Source organism: Natronomonas sp. EA1, assembly GCF_051195035.1.
Classification (GTDB): domain Archaea; phylum Halobacteriota; class Halobacteria; order Halobacteriales; family Haloarculaceae; genus JBNTJV01.
On record NZ_JBNTJV010000003.1, the window covers coordinates 1 to 18,946 of the forward strand.

General features: G+C 68.2%; 16 protein-coding genes and 1 pseudogene. 4 read left to right on the forward strand and 13 right to left on the reverse strand.

Annotated elements, in window-relative coordinates; translation table 11 throughout:
- From ACQUQR_RS09660 to ACQUQR_RS09680, 5 genes and pseudogenes are all read right to left on the reverse strand, one after another.
- Window positions 1–485: pseudogene (locus ACQUQR_RS09660) on the reverse strand (RNA-guided endonuclease InsQ/TnpB family protein); the annotation flags it as partial.
- A 163-nt stretch (window positions 486–648) separates the two neighbouring features.
- A complete protein-coding gene (locus ACQUQR_RS09665; RefSeq protein WP_435196268.1) occupies window positions 649–882 on the reverse strand; it encodes a hypothetical protein in 234 nt (77 codons plus the stop codon).
- Window positions 879–1,001 carry a hypothetical protein gene (locus ACQUQR_RS09670; protein ID WP_435196269.1) on the reverse strand — a complete coding sequence of 41 codons (123 nt, stop codon included), beginning with the start codon at window positions 999–1,001 and terminating at the stop codon, window positions 879–881. The genes ACQUQR_RS09665 and ACQUQR_RS09670 overlap by 4 nt, the downstream gene beginning before the upstream one ends.
- 136 nt (window positions 1,002–1,137) lie before the next feature.
- Complete coding sequence (locus ACQUQR_RS09675) at window positions 1,138–2,214, reverse strand: archaeosine biosynthesis radical SAM protein RaSEA (RefSeq protein WP_435196270.1); 1,077 nt, start codon at window positions 2,212–2,214, stop codon at window positions 1,138–1,140.
- Window positions 2,215–2,256: 42 nt separating this feature from the next.
- The gene (locus ACQUQR_RS09680; protein ID WP_435196271.1) at window positions 2,257–2,643 is read right to left on the reverse strand and encodes a VanZ family protein; all 387 of its coding nucleotides are present in this window, start codon (window positions 2,641–2,643) and stop codon (window positions 2,257–2,259) included.
- A gap of 181 nt (window positions 2,644–2,824) precedes the next feature.
- On the opposite strand from ACQUQR_RS09680, the gene ACQUQR_RS09685 reads away from it, so the two are divergent.
- Entirely contained in the window at window positions 2,825–4,747 is a 1,923-nt protein-coding gene (locus ACQUQR_RS09685) for an aldehyde ferredoxin oxidoreductase family protein (RefSeq protein ID WP_435196272.1), read from the forward strand.
- A 203-nt stretch (window positions 4,748–4,950) separates the two neighbouring features.
- Complete coding sequence (locus tag ACQUQR_RS09690) at window positions 4,951–5,883, forward strand: alpha/beta fold hydrolase (protein WP_435196273.1); 933 nt, start codon at window positions 4,951–4,953, stop codon at window positions 5,881–5,883.
- On the opposite strand, the gene ACQUQR_RS09695 is transcribed toward ACQUQR_RS09690, so the two are convergent.
- From ACQUQR_RS09695 to ACQUQR_RS09705, 3 genes are read right to left on the reverse strand one after another with little or no spacing between them, the layout of a single operon-like run.
- On the reverse strand, window positions 5,870–6,220 hold the full coding sequence (locus tag ACQUQR_RS09695) for a hypothetical protein (protein ID WP_435196274.1): 351 nt from the start codon (window positions 6,218–6,220) through the stop codon (window positions 5,870–5,872). The two genes, ACQUQR_RS09690 and ACQUQR_RS09695, sit on opposite strands and share 14 nt — an antisense overlap.
- Window positions 6,217–6,465 carry a hypothetical protein gene (locus ACQUQR_RS09700; RefSeq protein ID WP_435196275.1) on the reverse strand — a complete coding sequence of 83 codons (249 nt, stop codon included), beginning with the start codon at window positions 6,463–6,465 and terminating at the stop codon, window positions 6,217–6,219. Before ACQUQR_RS09700 ends, ACQUQR_RS09695 begins: the two co-directional genes overlap by 4 nt.
- Window positions 6,462–6,737, reverse strand: a complete 276-nt coding sequence (locus ACQUQR_RS09705; protein WP_435196276.1) for a ubiquitin-like small modifier protein 1 — start codon at window positions 6,735–6,737, stop codon at window positions 6,462–6,464. Before ACQUQR_RS09705 ends, ACQUQR_RS09700 begins: the two co-directional genes overlap by 4 nt.
- Before the next feature lie 68 nt (window positions 6,738–6,805).
- Between ACQUQR_RS09705 and ACQUQR_RS09710 the strand changes: the two genes are divergently transcribed.
- A complete protein-coding gene (locus tag ACQUQR_RS09710; RefSeq protein ID WP_435196971.1) occupies window positions 6,806–7,603 on the forward strand; it encodes an N-acyl homoserine lactonase family protein in 798 nt (265 codons plus the stop codon).
- A gap of 46 nt (window positions 7,604–7,649) precedes the next feature.
- A complete protein-coding gene (locus ACQUQR_RS09715; RefSeq protein ID WP_435196277.1) occupies window positions 7,650–8,159 on the forward strand; it encodes a hypothetical protein in 510 nt (169 codons plus the stop codon).
- Between the two features lie 4 nt (window positions 8,160–8,163).
- On the opposite strand, the gene ACQUQR_RS09720 is transcribed toward ACQUQR_RS09715, so the two are convergent.
- From ACQUQR_RS09720 to ACQUQR_RS09740, 5 genes are all read right to left on the reverse strand, one after another.
- A complete protein-coding gene (locus ACQUQR_RS09720; protein WP_435196278.1) occupies window positions 8,164–9,015 on the reverse strand; it encodes a PGF-CTERM sorting domain-containing protein in 852 nt (283 codons plus the stop codon).
- Window positions 9,015–10,223, reverse strand: a complete 1,209-nt coding sequence (locus ACQUQR_RS09725) for a dockerin type I domain-containing protein (RefSeq protein WP_435196279.1) — start codon at window positions 10,221–10,223, stop codon at window positions 9,015–9,017. The genes ACQUQR_RS09720 and ACQUQR_RS09725 overlap by 1 nt, the downstream gene beginning before the upstream one ends.
- A 2-nt stretch (window positions 10,224–10,225) precedes the next feature.
- Window positions 10,226–16,186, reverse strand: a complete 5,961-nt coding sequence (locus ACQUQR_RS09730) for a PKD domain-containing protein (RefSeq protein WP_435196280.1) — start codon at window positions 16,184–16,186, stop codon at window positions 10,226–10,228.
- Window positions 16,187–16,414: 228 nt separating this feature from the next.
- The gene (locus ACQUQR_RS09735) at window positions 16,415–18,454 is read right to left on the reverse strand and encodes a histidine kinase N-terminal 7TM domain-containing protein (protein ID WP_435196281.1); all 2,040 of its coding nucleotides are present in this window, start codon (window positions 18,452–18,454) and stop codon (window positions 16,415–16,417) included.
- Between the two features lie 70 nt (window positions 18,455–18,524).
- Window positions 18,525–18,917 carry a hypothetical protein gene (locus tag ACQUQR_RS09740; RefSeq protein ID WP_435196282.1) on the reverse strand — a complete coding sequence of 131 codons (393 nt, stop codon included), beginning with the start codon at window positions 18,915–18,917 and terminating at the stop codon, window positions 18,525–18,527.
- Window positions 18,918–18,946: the final 29 nt, after the last annotated feature.

An 18,946-nucleotide genomic window follows, 5' to 3' on the forward strand; every position in this document is an offset into this window, starting at 1 on the left:
TCCTCGTCCTCGCGGTAGTGGAGCGTCCCCATCCGCTTCTCGTACTCGTCATCATCGAGGTAGGACTTCTGGTAGTCCCCGAGAACGAAGTCCACGGCAACTCTGCCGTTGATGGTCGAGAGGGTGGCCGACCTGTCTTTGATAGTCACCGTCCGCTTGTCGTAGACGGCAGACGGTTCATTGAACTGGGGGAGCGGTCGGCTGGTGCCCTTCTTCCAGTCAGCAACGGTGGACTTCATTGCTTCGACGGCCTTGGAGTACGCACGAACACAGAGGTTCGCGGGGAGATCTGTCTCGTCTCGTAGGTCGTAGTACACTTTGTCGTGTATCTTCGACTTGTTGAGGATGGGGTAGCCGTCGTCGTTTCTGCCGTGCTGGACGGTGTAGTTGCAGGCGTGGTTGAACTGCTCGATGGTCTGATGGAGGTCTTTTTCTCGGTCTTCTGGAACCGAGAGTTTGACCGGAACGGTTCGTTTGACCTCCATCTGCAATCTCACGTGCGAATCCTTCTTTTATAAATCATATCACTGGCGTGGGAGTCGGACTGCTATCGCTCGTGGTTGGTGGAGTGGATTGCGGATTCCTTTCACGTTCACAAGAGCGGAGCTCTTGTGCAGCCCGCCAGAACGCTCCGCGTTCTGGGGACGGCTAAAGCCGTGGGCTTCCTCCTTGCATATGTGTGAGCCACAGCGAGGCGGGCGGGGCGTAGGCCTCGTCTTCGGACGTGGCCGCAGACGCCTGGACGAACACGGGGGCGACCGCACAGCCGAACGCCGACTCCGCCGCGAGCGCCTCCGGTGTGGGCATGACGCGTGCGCCGCTTCCCGGATAGAGCAAGCCACCGGAGACGGCGAGGAGGTCGAGCGCGTGGAGCTGGCTCACGGCTCTACCTCCACGGGGGAGTCGGTGCGGATCCACTGGCCCGCGTGGGCAGTGTCCCGGATCTCGAGCCAGCCGTGGCGGCGAATCGTGCGGTAGTTGTCGGTCCTGTTCCGTGCCATAGGTCTTCACCACAGTTCCCCCTCTCGCGTGTGGTCATCGGGTGTGTTACTGTATGTCAGAGAGAAAGGTGAGTGAGTACATAAACCGCGAGTGTACCCCCGGGGCCGGACGGGGAGACCGGGGACGAATCCTCCCCTACCGGGTGAGGGGCGCGCCGTAGCCCGATTCCCGTTCGAGGACGGCGTCCCACGTCGCCTCGCAGTCACAGGAGACCTGCTCGAAAACCGTCGGGTCCTGCCGGAGGTCGAAGTCCTTGATGGCCTTCTGGACGAGCTCGTCGCACTCGCCGCAGTTGTGTGCGCCGCGGTCCGAGCCCGCGCCGACGGGGTCCGAGACGACGATTGCGTCGACGTCCGTCGTCGTCTCCAGCGCCTTCGCGACCGACCAGAGCCACGGCGGGCGGTACCCCCCGTTGTGGAACAGCTCGTTCACCATCGTGTGCCGCTGGACGTTGGTGGGGTTCATCGAGACGGTGTGACAGCCCTCGACGGCGGCACAGCGGCGGATGGACTCTTGCATGTCCTCCAGCGCCTCCGACTCCGTGAGGAACGGCGGCTTCATCAGGAGATACGCCTTCACGCCGGCGTCGGCGCGGACGGCCTCGGCGCAGGCCGCCTCGAAGTCCTCGAAGGCGAAGTACTTGTTCACGCAGTCGCGGCGCACGCGGTCCGTGGCGGTTTCGAGGCCGACGGCCACGTCGGTTTCGAGCCCCTGTTCCGTGAACTCCCGGAGCTTCGACGCGTCGACGAAGTCAGGAAGCGACTCGACGACCATCCGCGTGCGGTCCGCGAACGTCTCCGCGATGGCCTGCCGGGTCTCGGCGGGGACCTCACGCTCGTCGAGGAACGAGCCGGAGGTGTAGATCTTGATGAGCTCGGACTGCTCCTCTGCATTGGCATCCTCGTGGTCCAGACAGTGGCGAATCTGCGTCATGAGGTTCTCGTGGCCGACGCTCCCGCCCTCGACGGATTCGGCGACGTAGCCACACATCGTGCAGCCGCCGGCGCGCGCCCAGCGACAGCCACCGGTGTTGAGGATGATGGTCAGACTCTGGTGCACGCCGTCGGGCGTGTTGTCCTCGTCGAGCCAGACACGAGTGGGCTCGGTCGGGTCGTAGGTGTTGTCGTTGCGCGAGCGGATCTCGCGCATCACCTTGTTGTGGGCGTCCATGCCCTTCCCCTGCTCGTAGACCTCGGGGTTCGGCGTACTCATTGTCCTCTCTTCCCCGTCGACGCGGAAAGCGCCTTCGGGTCGCTACGGCCCGTCGAGCCCCCTGCGTGCCACTACCCACCACACCACCGTGCCGATGCCCGCACCGACGGCGTTCGCCACCATATCGAGCGGGTCGAAGCTGCGGGCCGGGAGGAACGCCTGTACGCCCTCGATTCCCAGTCCGTACGCGGCGGCGAGGAGCCACGCGAGCGCGAGCGCCCGCGGGTCGCGGGCGAGGCGGGCGAACCCGATGGCGAACGCCAGCACCGCGTACCCGACCGCGTGGAGCCACTTGTCGAGCGGGAGCCCCAGAACGAGATCCGGAGCACCCGACGCGGGCGGCGTGACGACCGAGGCGACGGCGATGGCGAGCGCCACGGCCACCGCGAGCGCGGAGCGAACCGACCGGGGCACCGCCGAGAGTCGCATACGGAGTCGCCGGCGAGCGGCCGGAAGAAGCCTGCGGAGCCGCTCGCGTCCCGTTCGACCCGAGAACCGGCAGTCGACGCCGGTAATCGCCGTCCGGCGCGGGGATGTAACCATATTTGGTTACTGGAGCGTGGCAACAATTACCCCGCTACGGACGAATAGTAAACTGTTACGGATTACCATGACAGACCTAGGTGGCTTTCAGGACCACGTCGCGCGCGTGGACCTCTCGAGCGGTGACGTACAGTATCAGGGCGTCGACGAGGAGGACGCCAAGAAGTACATCGGGGCGCGCGGGCTCGGCGTGAAGTACGTGTTCGACCAGGGGCCCGACGTGGACCCGCTCGGACCCGACAACCTGCTGGCGTTCATGAACGGCCCGCTCACGGGCACCCAGGTGACGATGAGCGGCCGCATCGCCGTCGTCACGAAATCCCCGCTCACGGGGACCGTGACCGACAGCCACCACGGTGGCTGGTCCGGCGCCCGACTCAAGTGGGCCGGCTTCGACGGCCTGCTGTTCGAAGGGCAGGCCGACAAGCCGGTGTACGCCCTCGTCGAGGACGGCGAGGTCGAGCTGCGCGACGCCTCCCACCTCTGGGGGCAGGGCGTCCACGAGTTCCGTGAGTCCATCCTCGACGAGGTCGAGGGGCAGTACGGCAAGAACCTCTCGTTCATGGCCATCGGGCCCGCTGGCGAAAAGGGTGTGAAATTCTCCTGCATCATGAACGAGGACGACCGTTCGTCAGGGCGGGGTGGCACGGGAACGGTGATGGGGTCGAAGAACCTCAAGGCCGTCGTCATCAAGTCCTCGACGAAGATGCCGAAACCGAAGGACCCGGAGACGTTCAAGAAGGGCCACCAGCAGGCGATGCAGGTGATCCAGGAGTCCGACGTGACGGCTCCGAACGAGGGCGGCCTGTCGCTCTACGGGACGAACGTCCTCATGAACGCGACGGAGGAGATGGACGGCCTTCCCACTCGCAATGCGAAGTTCACCTCCACCTCCTCGGAGGCGGAGGCCATGCCGGACGACCTCAATATCGACTCCGAGAAGGTGTCGGGTGAGAACGTCCGCGAGAACATCCTCGTCGACGAGCCGACCTGTCACTCCTGTCCCGTCGCCTGCAAGAAGGAGGTCGAGGTGTCGGTGATGCACAAAGGCGAGGAGATGAACGTCCGCATGGAGTCGTACGAGTACGAGTCCGCGTGGGCGCTCGGTCCCAACTCCATGAACGACGACCGCGACAAGGTCGCCGTCATGATCGACCAGTGTAACAACCTGGGGATGGACACCATCGAGGCCGGCAACATGCTGGCGATGGCGATGGAGATGTCCGAGCAGGGCAAGCTCGACGAGGGCATCGAGTGGGGCGACGTGGAGACGATGATCGACATGCTGGAGGCCATCGGCCACCGCGACGGCGAACTCGCCACCGAACTCGGCGAGGGGCCGGACCGCTTCGCCGACATGCACGACGGCCACGACAACAGCCTCGCCGTCAAGGGCCAGACGATGGCCGCCTACGACCCCCGCTGCATGAAGGGGATGGGCATCGCCTTCGCCACCTCCAACCGGGGCGCGTGCCACCTGCGCGCGTACACCCCCGCGGCCGAGATCCTCGGCATCCCGGAGAAGGTCGACCCCCACGACTGGGAGGGGAAGGGCCAGCTCACCGCGGCCTTCCAGGACCTGCATGCCATCTCGGACTCCTTCGACATCTGCAAGTTCAACGCCTTCGCGGAGGGGATCGAGGAGTACGTCCTCCAGTACAACGGCATGACCGGCCTCGACGTGACCGAAGAGGACCTCTTGGAGGCGGGCGAGCGCATCTACACGCTCGAGCGCTACTACAACAACCTCGTGGGATTCGACGGCACGGACGACTCCCTGCCCGTCCGCTTCCTCGAGGGCGACGAGGGCATCCCCGGCCAGGGCGGCTCGGAGGGTGAGCTCGTCGAGTTAGAGGAGATGAAAACCGAGTACTACGAGCACCGCGGCTGGGTCGACGGCGTCGTCCCGGACGAGAAGCTCGACGACCTCGGCATCGACATCGGCCCCGGTACCGGCGTCTCCTCCGGCACCGCGCCCGCCGACGACTAGAACCCACTTTTTGCTCGCGAGGACTCGCGTCCCGCTCGTCCTCGCAGCAAAAACTTGGGGAAAAACGGTGACTCGCTCCAGTCGCGGCCTCCGGCCGCGGTAGTCGCTCGTCACCGTCGGCCGCTCGTTCCTCGCGGCCTCTTGCTATCGGAACCATCGACCGCCAGCCGTAGGCTCATACGTCGTCCGTTCCTCCCTCGGGTATGAAGACGGCAGAGGACTGGGCCGACGCGCGGGGGTTCGACCGCGACCGCGTCGACGTGGGGGAGGTGGCGCTCCACTACGTCGCCGCAGGCGACGAGGACGCCCCGCTCCTGCTCCTGCTCCACGGCTTCCCCGAGTTCTGGTACGCGTGGCGCGACTACCTCGACCCCCTCGCGGAGGAGTACCGGGTCGTCGCCCCCGACCTGCGGGGGTACAACGAGTCCGACCGGCCCGAGGCGGTCGAGCAGTACGCGCTGTCGCACCTCAGAGGGGACGTGGCGGGACTCATCGACGCGCTCGGGCACGAGAGCGCCCACGTCGTCGGCCACGACTGGGGCGGGACGCTCGCACAATCGGTGGCGCTCCACCGCCCCGACGTGGTCGAGAACCTCGTCGTCATGAACGCACCCTATCCGGAGCGGTTCTTCGAGCAGGCCTCGCTGCGACAGCTCCCGAAATCCTGGTACGTGCTCTTTTTCCAGACACCCATTGCTGAACGGGCCATCTCGCTGTCGGAGTACCGCGCGTTCGCCGAGGGGTTCCGTCGCGGCACCGCAGTCGAGGACGCGTACTCGGAGGAGGACATCGAGCGCTACCGCCACGCGTGGGGCAAGCCCGACGCGACGACGGCGATGGTGAACTGGTACCGGGCGCTGGCACGCGAGGAGGGACGGACGGGACTGGAGGCGTTCCGCGCGCGGCTGACCGGCCGCGGCGAGCGCGCGTGGCAGGGTGGCCGCCGCATCAAGGCTCCGACGCTCCTGCTGTGGGGCGAGAAGGACGTGGCGCTCACCACCGACGTGGCGCGGTTCGTCGAGAACCGAATCGAGGACTGCGAGGTGCGGTGGTATCCCGACGCGACCCACTGGCTCCCGAACGAGTACCCCGAGCGCGTGCTGGGGGAGATACGGGCGTTCCTCAGCGGCCGATGACCGCGGCCTCACGCAGCTCCAGCGCCGTCTCGAACTCCGATTTGCGACCCGTCTTCCCCCCGAGGTGGAGCAGGAACTCCTCGTGGGCGCGGCGGACGGCGTCGGCCTCGCGGTCCGTCATCTCCAGCTCGTCCGCGAGGCCGGCCCAGTGGCCCGACTCGACGAAGAAGAGGTGGGCGTCGTCGGTCTCGTGGACGGTCTCGTAGCGGCGGTCGTACGTCTCGTAGTGCGCGGCGAGATAGGTCTGGGCGCGGTCGAGCAGGGGTGAGAGGCGGTCGGGGCCGACGCTCGCCTTCGCCGCGGCCAGCAGGAACGGCGGCCCGTCGATGGGGTTCATCCCCCGGCGCGCATCGCCTTCTGGGCGAACTTCTCGATGAGCGGCTCCAGCTCCTCACCCTCGAAGACGATGGTGACCTCGTTGAGGGTGAACGACCCGACGGGGTTCACCTTCTCTTCCGAGAGGTCGGCGCTCCAGTCGTCGCCCTCCACTCTGTCGTCGTCGATCGCCTCCCCACCGAGGTTCACGAGGTACTCCCGGGCGAGTCGCTGTGAGATACCCCGGAAAGAGCGTTCGACGGTCATCCGCCGGCCACCGGCGGGAACACCGAGAGACTGTCACCGTCGCCGATGGGGGTCGCCGGCCCCTCGATGTGGGCGACCTCACGCCCGTTCTTCAGGACGCTCAGCTGGGGGCGGATCTCTCCATCCTCGAGGAGTTGCCCGGCGAGTTCGGGCCACTCCGCCTCGATGGCGGCGAGGTACTCCCCGACCGTCGCCGCGTCGTAGTCCCGTTCGACGGACTTCTGGCCGACGGCGGCCCGGAACGTCGCGAAAAACCGCAGTTCCACTGTCATCGAGCGTGGTTTCGACCGGGGGAAGATAAAGGCTGTCGGGCGATAACGACTATCACGCACGACCGGGTCTGGGGAGTATGGACGTTCATCTCCTCGACCGCGGTTCTATGAGTATCGACCTGAACTACCCCCTCGAAGGGGCGGTCACGGCCACCGAGTCGAACCCGAACCCCGACGCCGTGCGGGCCGACGGCCCGGTCTTCAACCTCGTCATCGAGCATCCCGACGCCACCGTTCTCTGGGACACCGGCTCCCATCCCGAGGCGGGAGACGGGTACTGGCCCGCGGAGATCTACGACGCATTCACCCACACCGACGCGAGCGAGCACGACCTGCCCACCGCGCTCGGCGAGCGCGGCTTCTCGCTCGACGACATCGACGCGGTCGTCCAGTCACACCTGCATCTCGACCACGCGGGCGGCCTCCGGCACTTCGCCGGGAGCGAGGTCCCGATCTACGTCCACGAGCAGGAGCTGAAACACGCCTACTTCGGCGCGACGACCGGCACGGATAGCGCCTACATCCTCGACGACTTCCACCACGACCTGAACTGGGAGCCGCTGTACGGGGATGGCGGCTACCTGTTCGAGGGGATCGACTGGCTCCACCTCCCCGGGCACACGCCGGGGCACACGGGGCTGCTGGTGGAACGCAACAGCGCGGAGGACCTGCTCGTCGTCGGTGACCTGGCCTACTCCTCCGTGAACTACGAACACGAACACCCGATGGGCCGCGATTTGCTCCACTCCCGGCAGGACTGGTGGGCGTCGCTCCGCCGGTGTAAGGAGCTGGAGAAGCGCCGTGCTCTCGAGGTGGTCTACGGCCACGACCCCGAGCAGGTCGCCCACTTCCCGCCGACGTTCTGACGACGGGCGAACACTCTTGGTACATACACCCATGCGTTCTGGTAGGATGCACCGTCGGTCGTTTCTCCTCTGTCTGACCGCGCTCGCGGGGTGTGGGGGCACCACGAGCACGGAGACCGACACCCCCACGGAGCCACCCACAGCGATGGCGACGGCCTCACCCTCACCGGCCCCGTCCGGTCCGCTCGCCGCGTTCAGCCGCTATCTCGACGAGAACGCGGTCGCGGTGCGGGAGCTCGCTCGCGTCGACGAGACCGTCGAACTCCGGTACGTCTCCGCGGGTGAGCGTTGGCAGGAACTCAGCGCCGAGATCGGCACCATCGCGGGCGGCTTCCTCCGCGAAGCCGAGCGCGGCTGGGCCGTCAGACGACTGGACTCGACCATCGTCGCGGACGACGGGACGCCCCTCGCGCGGTGGCACGCCCGCGTCGCGTGGCTCGCCGAGTACCGGCGCGGCGACATCACGGGCGACGAACTCTCTTTGAAAATCCTGAACTCGCTCGAACGGGTGAGGGGGACCCCCATCGCCACGCCACCGGGGACGCCGGGCGAGTAGGGGCCTACGAGCGCGACTGGCGCACGATGAGGGCTGCAGCCAGCAGGGCCACCAGCGCCGCGAGCACGCCGAAGCCGGGCAGCCCCGTCTCCGTCGCGGTCGCGGTGTCCATCTCCGTCAGGGTCTCCTCCGCCGGCGGGCTGGTCGTCGGTACCGACGTCGCCGCTGCCGTCGGCGTCGCCTCGTCAGTCGGCGTGGCCGTCGGTTCGGGCGTCTCCGCCGCCGTAGCCGTCGGCGTGTCCCCGCTATCGGGTGTCGCGGTCGGCGTCGCCGTTCCCGAGTCCGAACCGTCGTCCGAATCCGGGGCCGGGTCTGGGTTCGAGCTACCCCCGTCGGACGAATCCGGCTGGGTGTTCGATGACCCGCCGCCCGATCGGGTCACCGTCAGCGATTCGTCCGACGTCGTGTGCGTGAGTGCATCCCCATCGGCGTCGGTGAGCGAATCGACGGCGGTCCCGAGCGTCGCCGTCCCAGTCCCCTCGCCGGTGACGGTGAGCGTCGCGAGCGTGACGGACCCGGTCGGTCCGGGGTACTCGCCGGTGTAGCCAACGATGCGCAAGACGCCCGGTTCGGGCGTCGAGGTCGAGACGTCGAACGTGCTCGTCCCCCTCGCGGAGAGGGAGACCAGCGCCGGGTCGTAGGTGACGTTCACGGTGAACGAGCCGACGCCCTGTGGGTCGCTCACGTCGGTGACGACGAGGCTCCCCGAGGCGCTCGACCCCACCTCGACGGAGGCGGGCGCGTCGACGCTCACGGTCGGCGTGGACTGGGCTGCTACGGACTGCGCCGCCACGGGGGCGGCGAACGCACTCGCCACGAGGGCGAGCGCACAGACCACTGCGAGTGTTCGGCGCATCAGCCCGACCTCCGGTAGTCGTCGTCACGATTCCCCGCCTCCCGTTGAGCGATGAGCATCGCGTCCACGGCGGTCACCGCGCCGTCGCCGTTCACGTCGGCGTAGCCGGTGAGCGATCCGTCGCTCCCGCTGGCGATGGCGTCGGCGATGTTCCGGGCGTCGGTGCCGTCGACGACCCCGTCACCGGAGGCATCGCCCGTCGCGTAGCCCGTGAGCGTGAGCGTCACGTCGTGCGGGCCTGCGCCGGTGAGTTCGACGAGCATCGTGCCGTCGGCGGCCGTCGTCACCGCGGCGTTCGACCCGTCGACCGTGGCCGTCACGCTGTCGAAGGAATCGGGCACCTCGGGGGGTGGCCCGACCCCGACGACCGTGGTTCCGGGCTCGCTGTCGACCGTGAAGGAAACCTCGAAGACCGTCGCCTGGCTGGCGTCACCGACCTTCGTCGTCCCGCGGAGGACGCTCCCCGCGAGCACCGAGCCGTTGCCGGTCGTGGCGAGCACGGTCGGGGCGGTCGGCACGCTGACGGCGGTGAAGGAGACGTTCGTCCCGGCGTTCGGGGGCACCGTCAGATTCACCGCGGGGAGCGTCACCTCCGACGCGCTCGCCGAGACGGTGTGGCTCCCCTCGGTGAGCGTGAGCGAGAGGTCGCCGCCCGTTCGGTCGGTCCCGTCCACGGTGACCGTCGCGCCCGAGAGCGTCGCCCTGCTCGCGTCGGTGACGGAGACGTTCAGGGTGCCGACGGCGGTCGCGGTTGCCGTCGCGGTCGCGCGGACGTTGTTCGGCTCGTTGTAGAGCGGTCGCACGTCCGCCTCGATGGTCCGGGAGCCGGCCCGCGACACGTCGAGTGAGACCACGTAGGTCCGACTTTCGCCCGCGGGCACCTCCTCGCCGTAGACGTACAGCGAATCACCGGTCCGGTAGCTCGCAGCCTGCACCGCATAAGTCCGTGACTCGGCCGTGCCGTCGACCATCGCCTGCGGGTCCGGCGCGGGCGCGGACAGCCCCGACCCGAGCGGGATCTCGATGACTGGGCTGAACAGCACGTCACCGCTCGCGGTGTTGTCCACGGTGACGCGCACCTCGTTCGTCCCGACGCGGAAGTCGTTCGGGAGGTCGACGGTGGCGTCGAAGTTCGGTGCGACTACCGCGCCCCCGGCGGGGGCGACGGCGGCGAGCAGGACGCTCAGACAGATGAGGATGGTTCGCATGCTCAGTCACCTCCGGTGTTCTCGGCGTACTCGTCCGCGTTTACGAGCTGGTCGTTCTCGATGCCGATAACGAGCTGGCCGACGCCCGTCGAGTCGATCGTCACCTGTATCGGTGGGCCGGTCCCGCGCAACGTCGCCAACTCGGCGTCGGTCAGCCTGACCGTCGCCTGCGGTGTCGCGTCGTCGACCGAGACGGTCTTCGTCACGAGTGACGGGTTCGTCGCCGTGCCGAAGGAGACCGTCGCGGTCTGCGAGGGGCTCGTGGCCCCCGTGTCGAGGGTCAACAGCGCTTCGATGGCGACTGCACTCGCACGGGTGTACCCCCACGAGCCGTCCGTGTCGTAGACGCCCACGAGGTAGGATGTCCCCCGCGTGATGGTCTCGTTGTCGGCCGGAATTCCCGTCTCGTTCAGCGCGAGCAGGGCGTAGCCGGTCGTCTCGCTCGCCGTACCGGTGGAGCGCCACGAGGAGGAGCGGTCCTCGCTCCACGCGCCGTCGGCCTCCTGATTGGCGAGGAGCCACGCGACGCCGTCCTCGATGGCGTCGTTCACGGCGGGAGTGTCCACGCCCGAGCGGGCGAGCCCCCAGACGGCGACGGCGGTGGACATGCCGTTAGCCTCCCCGTCGCCCCACGAGCCGTCGGCGCGCTGGGTCGACACCAGATAGGCCGTCGCGTTCACACGGATTCGGTCGGCCGCGGCCGACGCGGTGGCGTTGTACGGCTCCGCGCGGTCGAGGGCGGCGAGGGCGAAGCCGGTCATCGCCATGTCGTCCTCGAAGTAGTACTTGTCATTCGCGAGGCGGCCGTCTGTCTCCTGGTTCGCCTCCAGCCACAGCACCGTCGCGTTGAAGTCGGCCTGCGAGAGGTCGCTCGCCACGCCGGCCCGCGCGCCCTGCACGCCGTCGTTGCGGACGGAGCTGGTCGCGAACAGCGCGTACGCGGTGTAGTACATGTCGCCGCGGGGGTCGTTCCCCCACATGCTCCAGGCACCGTTGTCGTGCTGGGCGTTCTCGCCGGTCGTGAGCCGCGAGACGCCGACCGCGATGGCTCCGTCGGTCTTCGCCTCGTCGTAGCCACCGGGAGCCGAGTTCGACCGGTAGTACTGGTCCGTGTTGAGCGCCGTCAACAGCGGCGAGGCGGTCTGCTCGACACAGCCGTGCGGGTAGTCGAACAGGTAGTCGAGTCCGGCGAGCGTCCGGCCCGCGGGCCCGAGCTGCGCCGACACCGACACCTCGTGGTCGAACGTCGTCTCGTTGCGGATATCGAGCGTCACCGTCGCGCTATCGTCGTCGGACAGCGAGACCGAGCTGGCGTTCTGAACCCGGAGCTTGGGCACGACGACGGAGACCTGCGTGGTCCCGTTCTGCGTCTCACCGCGGGCCGTCCCCGTGACACCGATGTCGTAGGGCGTCCCGTTGGAGAGGTTCACGGCGCGTACCTCCCACGAGAACGATTCGTAGGATTCCCGCGTCCCGTTCTGCGTCACCGGCTCGCCGTCAACCAGTTCGAGTCCGTCGGGGAGTTCGATGGTCGTCGAGAGGTTCGACCGGTAGTTCGTGTCCGACCAGGCGTAGACGTAGAACGTCTCGTTGCGCACCACCTCGTCGGGCGCGCTCGGACCCCGCAGTTCGAAGTCGAACTGTTCGGTTCTGGTGTGGTCGCGGTCGAAGTTTCCGGCGGGGAGCGGGTCATCGGTCACGTTGACGACGACCGGGTTGGACCCCAGTTCGAACGTGTGGCTCACCGTCGTCTCGTAGCGTTCACGCCGGTCGAGACTGGGTACGGTGACGATCTCGTTCGGCGAGCCGTCGCCGAACGCCACCTCCGCGGTGTGCGTCGGCGACGCGATATTTCCGGTGTTGACGAACGTGAGTCGCACCGGGTGCGGTTCGCTCGGCAGGCTGTTGTACGGGACGTAGAGGTACGCCCGGATGTCGCTGTAGCCAACCTCCGTCTCGGCCTCCGCGACGTTGTTCCGTTCGTTCCCCTCGTCGACGGCGTCCTCGGCGTCGGCCGTCGCCACGAGGCCGACGCGCGGCCGCGAACTGGTGACGTTCGCCTCGGCCCACTCGGTGACATCGATATCGAGCGTCGCGGACTCGCCGGGAGCGAGGTCGCCGACCGACCGCTCGACGGTGTGCGTGTCGCTCTCGTAGTACGACACCCGCGCCGTCGCGTTCAGGCGGACAGTCGAACTCGCCGCCGTCGCCGTCCCGTTGTTCGTGACGGTGACGGTGGCGTTCGCGCCCTCGCTGAGTCGCTGAGTCGCCGGGGCCGTGACATTCACGACCAGGTCAGGCACGTCACGGACGAACACCGAGAGCGTCGTCGTGTTCTCGTTTCCGGTCGGGTCGCGCACCGTCACGTCGACAGTGTGACTCCCCGACGTACCGAACGAGAGGTTCGCGGTCGGCGACGACCCCGACACCGGGCTCCCCGAATCGGGTGTGAACGTGTAGCCCGCGACGCGGTGGTTGTCAGTGGAGTTGCTGGCGTTCACGGTGAACTCGGCCCCGAGGTCGACCGCGGCGGACGCGGTGGCGTTCGCCACCGGCGGAATCCGGTCGGTGACGTTGATTCGCGTCGTGGCCTCGAACAGGACCGTCTCGCCGTCGCCCCAGGCGACGACGCGGGCGTCGGTGAGCCCCAGCAGCTGTTCGTAGGTGTAGTTCGTCACCGGAACCGACCCGGAGTCCTCGAACTGGCCGTCACCGTCGAGGTCCCAGGTGTAGAACGTCGGCGTCACCCCGGTGACGCTCTCCAGCCGGAAGGTGACGTTCGTGACGTTCACGTCCGCCTTCGGCGGGTTGGCCACGAGGTCGCCGGTCGGTCGGCTCACCGTCACGGTGGCCTGGTCGGAGAACAGCACCGCGCCGCTCCCGTCGCGGGCGACGACCCGCACGGTGTAGGTGCCGGGCCGGTCGTAGACGTGGGTCACGTCGGCGTCCGGGTGGGTCGTCCGGGCCGTCGTGCCGTCACCGAACGTCCACTCGTAGCTCGCGGGAGCGGTCCCGCTTTCGTTCGCCAGCCCGAGCGTCACTTCCGTCGCATTCGCGTACGCCGGCTGCGGGGAGACGGTCAGGTCCGCGTCGAACGTCCCGCTGGCTTCGACCTGTCCGATGGCGACGAGCTCGCGGCCGGTCACCGAGTTCGTCCCGACGCGGAGATAGACTACGCCGTCGACCACGGCGGGGGCGACGACGACGGGCGCTGCAACCTGCACGAACTCACACTCGCCCGAGGTGGAATTGAACTCACAGTCATCCACGTCGGGGAGCTTGTAGCGCCAGTGCTCGGTCCCCGTCGAGAGGGCGACCGAATGGACCGTCCCGTTCGTCGTGGCGAAGACTACCTCGTTTCCGGCGACCGCGGGCGCACCGGTGACCACGCCGGTCGTGTTGGCCGACCAGACGAGGTCGCCGGTGTCTCGGTCCAGCGCACGGACGCCACCGGGGAGCCCGGCGGAGCGGTCCGCGGTGTACCCCTTCCCGACGATGACAAGCGAGTCGGTCACCGCCGCGGAGCCATCGGCACCGACGTAGCTGTCGGCACCGGACCACTGCTGGGTCCCGTTCGCGGCGTGATACGCGACCGTCGGGACGCCGTCGCGCGCGACGTAGACGACCCCGTCCGCGGCCGCGACGGCCGCGCCATCGTAGTTGAAGCCGAGGCTCGCATTCCAGAGGTGGTTCCCCGTGGTGAGGTCGAAGGCGTAGAGGTAGCCCCTCGCCCCGCCGCGCGACCAGCCCTGCGTGACGAACACGCGACCGTCAGAGATCGTGGGCGGCGCGACCACCTCGCTGTCGTGACGCGATTGGAGGTCGTCCGACCAGAGGACCGCCTGCGTGTTCGCGTCGATGGCGACCACCCGGTCGCTCACCGCGGAGGTGACGACCACCGTCCCGTCCGCGACCTTGGGTTCGGCGACGGTGATGCCATCGTCGAAGAAGCCGCCCCACGCGCTCGTGTACGAGACGTTCCACAGTTCGGTCCCCGTGGTCGCGTCGACGGCGTACACCCGCTCGTGGACGGTGCCCGCGCTCTCGTCCTCCCAGAACGCGCCGATGTAGGCGACCCCGTCGACGACGGTCGGCGCGGAGGTGAGGTCGAAGCGGTCACTGAAGGCGTAGTCGGCCGGGTAGAGCGACGTTGACCACGCGTTACCCCCGGTCGAGGCGTTCAGCGCGAGGAGGTTCGGGTCCTCGGTGCTGACGACCAGGCCGTTCCAGACGACCGGCGCGTGCGGTTCCGCGGCGCGAACGCTCGTGTTCCAGACGCTGGTGACGGGCGGCGCCGGAGCGCTGGCCGAGGCGTTGTAGCCGCCGTTCGCCGTGTCGTAGTGGAACTGCGGCCACTCGCCGCCGGTCGCCGTCACCGTCGGTAGCACGGTTATCGTCCGCGTCGTGCTGTTCGTCAGGGTGTCGTTGTCCACGACGGTCAGCCGCGCGGTGTGGGTCCCCGCACTCCTGTAGGCGTGGACGATGCTGTCCTCGAGGTCCGAGGTCGTCCGGTCGGCCGTCCCGTCGTCGTCGACATCCCACCGGTACTCGGTGATGGTGCCGTCCGGGTCGAATGAGTCCGAGCCGTCGAGCCGCACCGGGTCACCGACGCGGACGGTCGTCTCGTTCACGCCGAGGACGACGCTCGGGGGGTGGGTGGCCGGCGGCTCATTACCTCCGTCACCCTCGCCGACGACGACCTCCCGTGTGGCGGTGAACAGCAGCCGTTCCGTTCCATCGTAGGCAGTCACGCGTGCGGTGTATGTCCCCGCCTCCGCGTACGCGTGCGAGGTGCTGTTGTTCGGGGCCTGCGTGAAGTCCCCGCTCCCGTCGCCGAAGTTCCAGCTGTAGAAGCTCACGTTTGCATCGACTCCCAGCGAGACGTTCCGGAGGGTGAAATCCACCGTCTCGGAGGCGTTCGGGACCGCGGGCGTGGCGACGAGGTCGGCCGTCCCCGCGGGCAGGACCGTCACGGGCACCGAGTCGGTGTAGAGCGGCTGTTCGGTGCCGTTCCGGAACACCTGCACGCTGGCCACGTACTCGCCGGGCTGGCGGTAGCGATGGCTCGTGCTGTTGTTCGGTGCGGTCGTCAGGTCACCGAGTTCGTTCCCGAACGACCAGTGATACCGGTCGCCATCCTGCACGCCCGTCTCGTTCTCGATGGTGAAGTTCGCGGGCGTGAAGCCGGCGACGACCGGTTCGGAGACGGTGAGGTCACCGCTCGCCGAGGGCCCCGGTGGCGCCTCCTCGCCGAGCGTGATGGTCACGTTCGTCGATTCGCTGACCGTGAGCTCTCGCGTGATGGGCGGCGACTCGTACTCCGACGGCGGGAGGACGGTCACCCTGACGGAGCCATTCAGTTCGAGGCCGGGATCGACCTGGTTCGGATAGATGTGCCCGTCGGCGCGGGTGACGTTCGACCAACCGGCCTGCATGCCGTGGGAATTGGTCGCCACGAGCGTGACCGGGATGCCTTCGAGCGGATTCCCGGAGCCGTCGACCACCTGCACGTCCACGACGTAGCCGGTGGGAAGCTGTGTCAGCCCGATGAAGGTGTCCGCGGAGGTGTTCACCCGACCGACCGGGTAGATGTCCGGCGAGCCGTCGCGCGGCAGTACCGCCCCGGTATCGTTCGGGTGGCCCTGCACGTACTGGAGAGCGTAGGATTCCCCCGGTGCGACGGGGACGGAGTAGCTTCCGTTGGCCGCGATGCGTGCGATGGACTGTTGGAGCGTCACGCTACTGTCCTGCGTGTACGCGGTGATGCTGTCACCGGCGGCCGCGGACCCGTCCGCGAGGAAGACGCTCCCGGTGACGTTCACCGTGGTCGCCGCCTGCGTCGTGCTGGCCGGGGCGGCCACCGACCCCGTCGGTGTGGGGACCGCGGCGGCCATCGGCGAGAGCATCACGAGAAACGCGAAGATGACCGCGCCGGTCGCCCGCACGTGAGAGAAGCCGGTCATGTGCCGCTCGCCAGCCCCACGGCTGCCGATTCCACCCCCATTCGCCCGGTCGGAAACCAGGACTGTCGCCGCTGTGTCATGCCCCGCGTTCCAGGACAGCGGAGGTAAACCCTGCATCGAACTACTTCGTGTCGGCCCGGAGCTCCCCTCGACACGGCCACATCCGGCGCTCGACCGGCTGCCGAATCATCTCGCCTCAGTCTATCGATTAATCGATGCTTTAATCCGTTATTCGGGGTCGAGGTGCGACTCGATGAGCTTCGCCTCGGCCTTCCGAAGATGGCTGTGGAACGTCGACGGGGCGAGCCCCATCGCGTCGGCCACCTCCTCCGCAGTACTGTCACGGGGCCACCCGAAGTAGCCCGAGAGGTACGCGGACTCCAGCGCCTCGCGCTGGCGGGCCGTCAGTCCGAGCGGGTCGGTGGGCAACGTGTCGAAGTCGCGGCGCCGGCGTTCGCGTTTCGCCAGCACCGTCACGCCACCCACCGCAGCGTCGAGCGCGTCGGTGAGCGCCCGCACGTCGTTCCCGCTCGCCGTCCGAACCGCGAGCCGGAGGCCCGTTCGGTCGGCCGTCGCCTCGCGGACCTGCACGCCGTGGGCCGAGAGCGTGTGGAGCGCCGTTGGGCCGGCGACCCGGAGTTCGACCGTCCCGTCGTCGTCGACGACCCGCACCGTCCGCGCCGCGGCCTGCTCCGCGAGCCACGTCACCACGTCCGCCGCGGCCTCGCCCGCGTCGAGATAGAGGAGCAGTTCCTCGTCGTCGACGGTGACACAGCCGCGGAGCCCAAGCGTCGTCTCGGTCGCGGCGGCGGCCCCGGCGAGCAACGACCGCTCGGACGCGATGGCGTAGTCGATATCCACCACCGAGTCGGAGACGAGGGTCTGTCGGGCCTCCGCGGCGTTGAGCGCCAGCCCGATGCCCTCCCCCAGTTCGACCAGAATCGCGAGCTCCCGGTCGGAGACCCCCACCCCGTCCGCGCGGTCGACGAACAGCGTGCCGTAGGCCGTCTCCTCGTAGACGAGGGGAACGACCGCACGCTCGCCGCCGCCGTCCGGAAGCGGCTCGACCGCGGGCTCGTCCCGGCGTTCGCTCGTGATTTGCGCGTCGGCGTACGGTGCGGAGACCGCGAGCTGGTGGCAGACGCCGTCGCGGATGGTCTCGCGATCGGGGGAAGAGACGAGCACGCGCCCGACGCTCCGGATGACCCCGTTGATGTGGTTCAGCGCGTCCAGTTCGCTCCGCTGGCGTTCGAGTTCGGCCAGCCGGGCCTCGCGATCGGTCACGTCGTACAGCAGGTAGGTGACGCCGATGGGCTCGGCTCCACCCGTGATTCGGGAGGCGCTGACCTCGTACACCCGGTCGGCGAGAGGGCAGAGTCCGGTCGCGCCCGGCTCGGGATGGTCGGGAAGGAGCGTCTCGAGTCGGTCACCGACCGGAGGCCCGGTGAACACGGCCCGTGCCGCGGCGTTGGCGAAGACCACGACCCCGTCATCGTCGGTGACGAGGACGCCGTCGTCGAGGTCCGCGAGCGCGGAGTGGCGACCGCGTCGGAGGACGGCCGGCGACCGCTGGAACAGCCCGTAGCCGAAGATGGCGTACGCGAAGACGAGGCCCGTCACGGTGAATGCGTAGGGCGTCAGGTCCAGCCCCTCGACCGGCGAGAGCCCGTACACCGACGCGAAGTTGGCGAGCAGGGGGACGAGGATGCCAACCGCGGCGAGCAGCGACGACCGGGAGAACAGCCGTCGCGACCGGTAGATGGAGAAGCCGAGCAGGGCGACGCTCCCGCCGACGAGGAGGTAGGTGTACAGCAGGTTCACCCAGTACCACGGGCCGAACTCCTGTGAGGCGACGACGAGCCCCGCGGGCTGGCGGAGCATCGTCTCGGCCCAGACCAGCCGGTGCCAGGGGTTCGTCCAGACGAGTGCCAGCGTGACCACGGGGATGGAGACGAGCACGCCGACCGACAGCGGGGTGACGAGGTCGTCGTGGCCCGTGTACTCGACGATGAACAGGAAGAGAAAGACCGGGACGAAGACGATGCCGGGCCACTGCATCTGCTCCCAGAACAGCCGCGCCGCGTACATCGGTGTCAACAGGCCGACGACGTAACCGAGCGTCCAGACCGTCGTCGCGGCCATCAGCCCGACGAACGGCTTCGCTCCCGGACGACGCCGATACCACCAACCCACGACCCCCAGCCCCGCCGTCGTGAGTGCCGACACCGACAGTGCGGCGAGGTGGAACGTGGCCGCCGCTGACCCCATGTCCTATGTGACAGAGACCCACACTTAACGATTACTGCGCTGAGAGGTCACGCGGCGCCGATCGGCAGATTCAGTCTTCCGCCGCGTCCGAGAGCCGGATGCCGTCGTCGACGATACGGGCGTTGCGTTCTCTATCGAGTTGCTCCCCGATATCCTCGTGGTCGTAGAGCTGTTCGATGAGCGCGGCACAGAAGTTCCGCCAGCAGATGGCGTAAATCGGGGATTGGCCCCACGCGCGCAACTCGGGAACGAACTCGTCGTACGTCTTCGCGCGGTCCTCCAGATGTTCGATGACGTCGAGGACGACGCCCGCGGCCTCCGCCTCGCTCGTCGCGTCGGCGAGGGCGCGGTTCACCCGCTGTTCGTACCCCTCCAGGGCGCGCTCCATGTCCTTCGCGGCGTTGGAGTCACCCGGCAGCGAGTCGAGGATCTGGCGTGGGATACCGAGGTCGACAGGGTCCATGTCAGTCGGTATCGCCCCACCCGTGAAAA

What these genes read in the sequence shown, in the direction of transcription:
- ACQUQR_RS09715 (WP_435196277.1), top strand. Translation starts at nt 7,650, where the DNA reads ATGCACCGTCGGTCGTTTCTCCTCTGTCTGACCGCGCTCGCGGGGTGT.
- ACQUQR_RS09695 (WP_435196274.1), bottom strand. Translation starts at nt 6,220, where the DNA reads ATGAACCCCATCGACGGGCCGCCGTTCCTGCTGGCCGCGGCGAAGGCG.
- ACQUQR_RS09675 (WP_435196270.1), bottom strand. Translation starts at nt 2,214, where the DNA reads ATGAGTACGCCGAACCCCGAGGTCTACGAGCAGGGGAAGGGCATGGAC.
- ACQUQR_RS09690 (WP_435196273.1), top strand. Translation starts at nt 4,951, where the DNA reads ATGAAGACGGCAGAGGACTGGGCCGACGCGCGGGGGTTCGACCGCGAC.
- ACQUQR_RS09740 (WP_435196282.1), bottom strand. Translation starts at nt 18,917, where the DNA reads ATGGACCCTGTCGACCTCGGTATCCCACGCCAGATCCTCGACTCGCTG.
- ACQUQR_RS09725 (WP_435196279.1), bottom strand. Translation starts at nt 10,223, where the DNA reads ATGCGAACCATCCTCATCTGTCTGAGCGTCCTGCTCGCCGCCGTCGCC.
- ACQUQR_RS09705 (WP_435196276.1), bottom strand. Translation starts at nt 6,737, where the DNA reads ATGACAGTGGAACTGCGGTTTTTCGCGACGTTCCGGGCCGCCGTCGGC.
- ACQUQR_RS09735 (WP_435196281.1), bottom strand. Translation starts at nt 18,454, where the DNA reads ATGGGGTCAGCGGCGGCCACGTTCCACCTCGCCGCACTGTCGGTGTCG.
- ACQUQR_RS09700 (WP_435196275.1), bottom strand. Translation starts at nt 6,465, where the DNA reads ATGACCGTCGAACGCTCTTTCCGGGGTATCTCACAGCGACTCGCCCGG.
- ACQUQR_RS09730 (WP_435196280.1), bottom strand. Translation starts at nt 16,186, where the DNA reads ATGACCGGCTTCTCTCACGTGCGGGCGACCGGCGCGGTCATCTTCGCG.
- ACQUQR_RS09670 (WP_435196269.1), bottom strand. Translation starts at nt 1,001, where the DNA reads ATGGCACGGAACAGGACCGACAACTACCGCACGATTCGCCGCCACGGC.
- ACQUQR_RS09685 (WP_435196272.1), top strand. Translation starts at nt 2,825, where the DNA reads ATGACAGACCTAGGTGGCTTTCAGGACCACGTCGCGCGCGTGGACCTC.
- ACQUQR_RS09680 (WP_435196271.1), bottom strand. Translation starts at nt 2,643, where the DNA reads ATGCGACTCTCGGCGGTGCCCCGGTCGGTTCGCTCCGCGCTCGCGGTG.
- ACQUQR_RS09720 (WP_435196278.1), bottom strand. Translation starts at nt 9,015, where the DNA reads ATGCGCCGAACACTCGCAGTGGTCTGTGCGCTCGCCCTCGTGGCGAGT.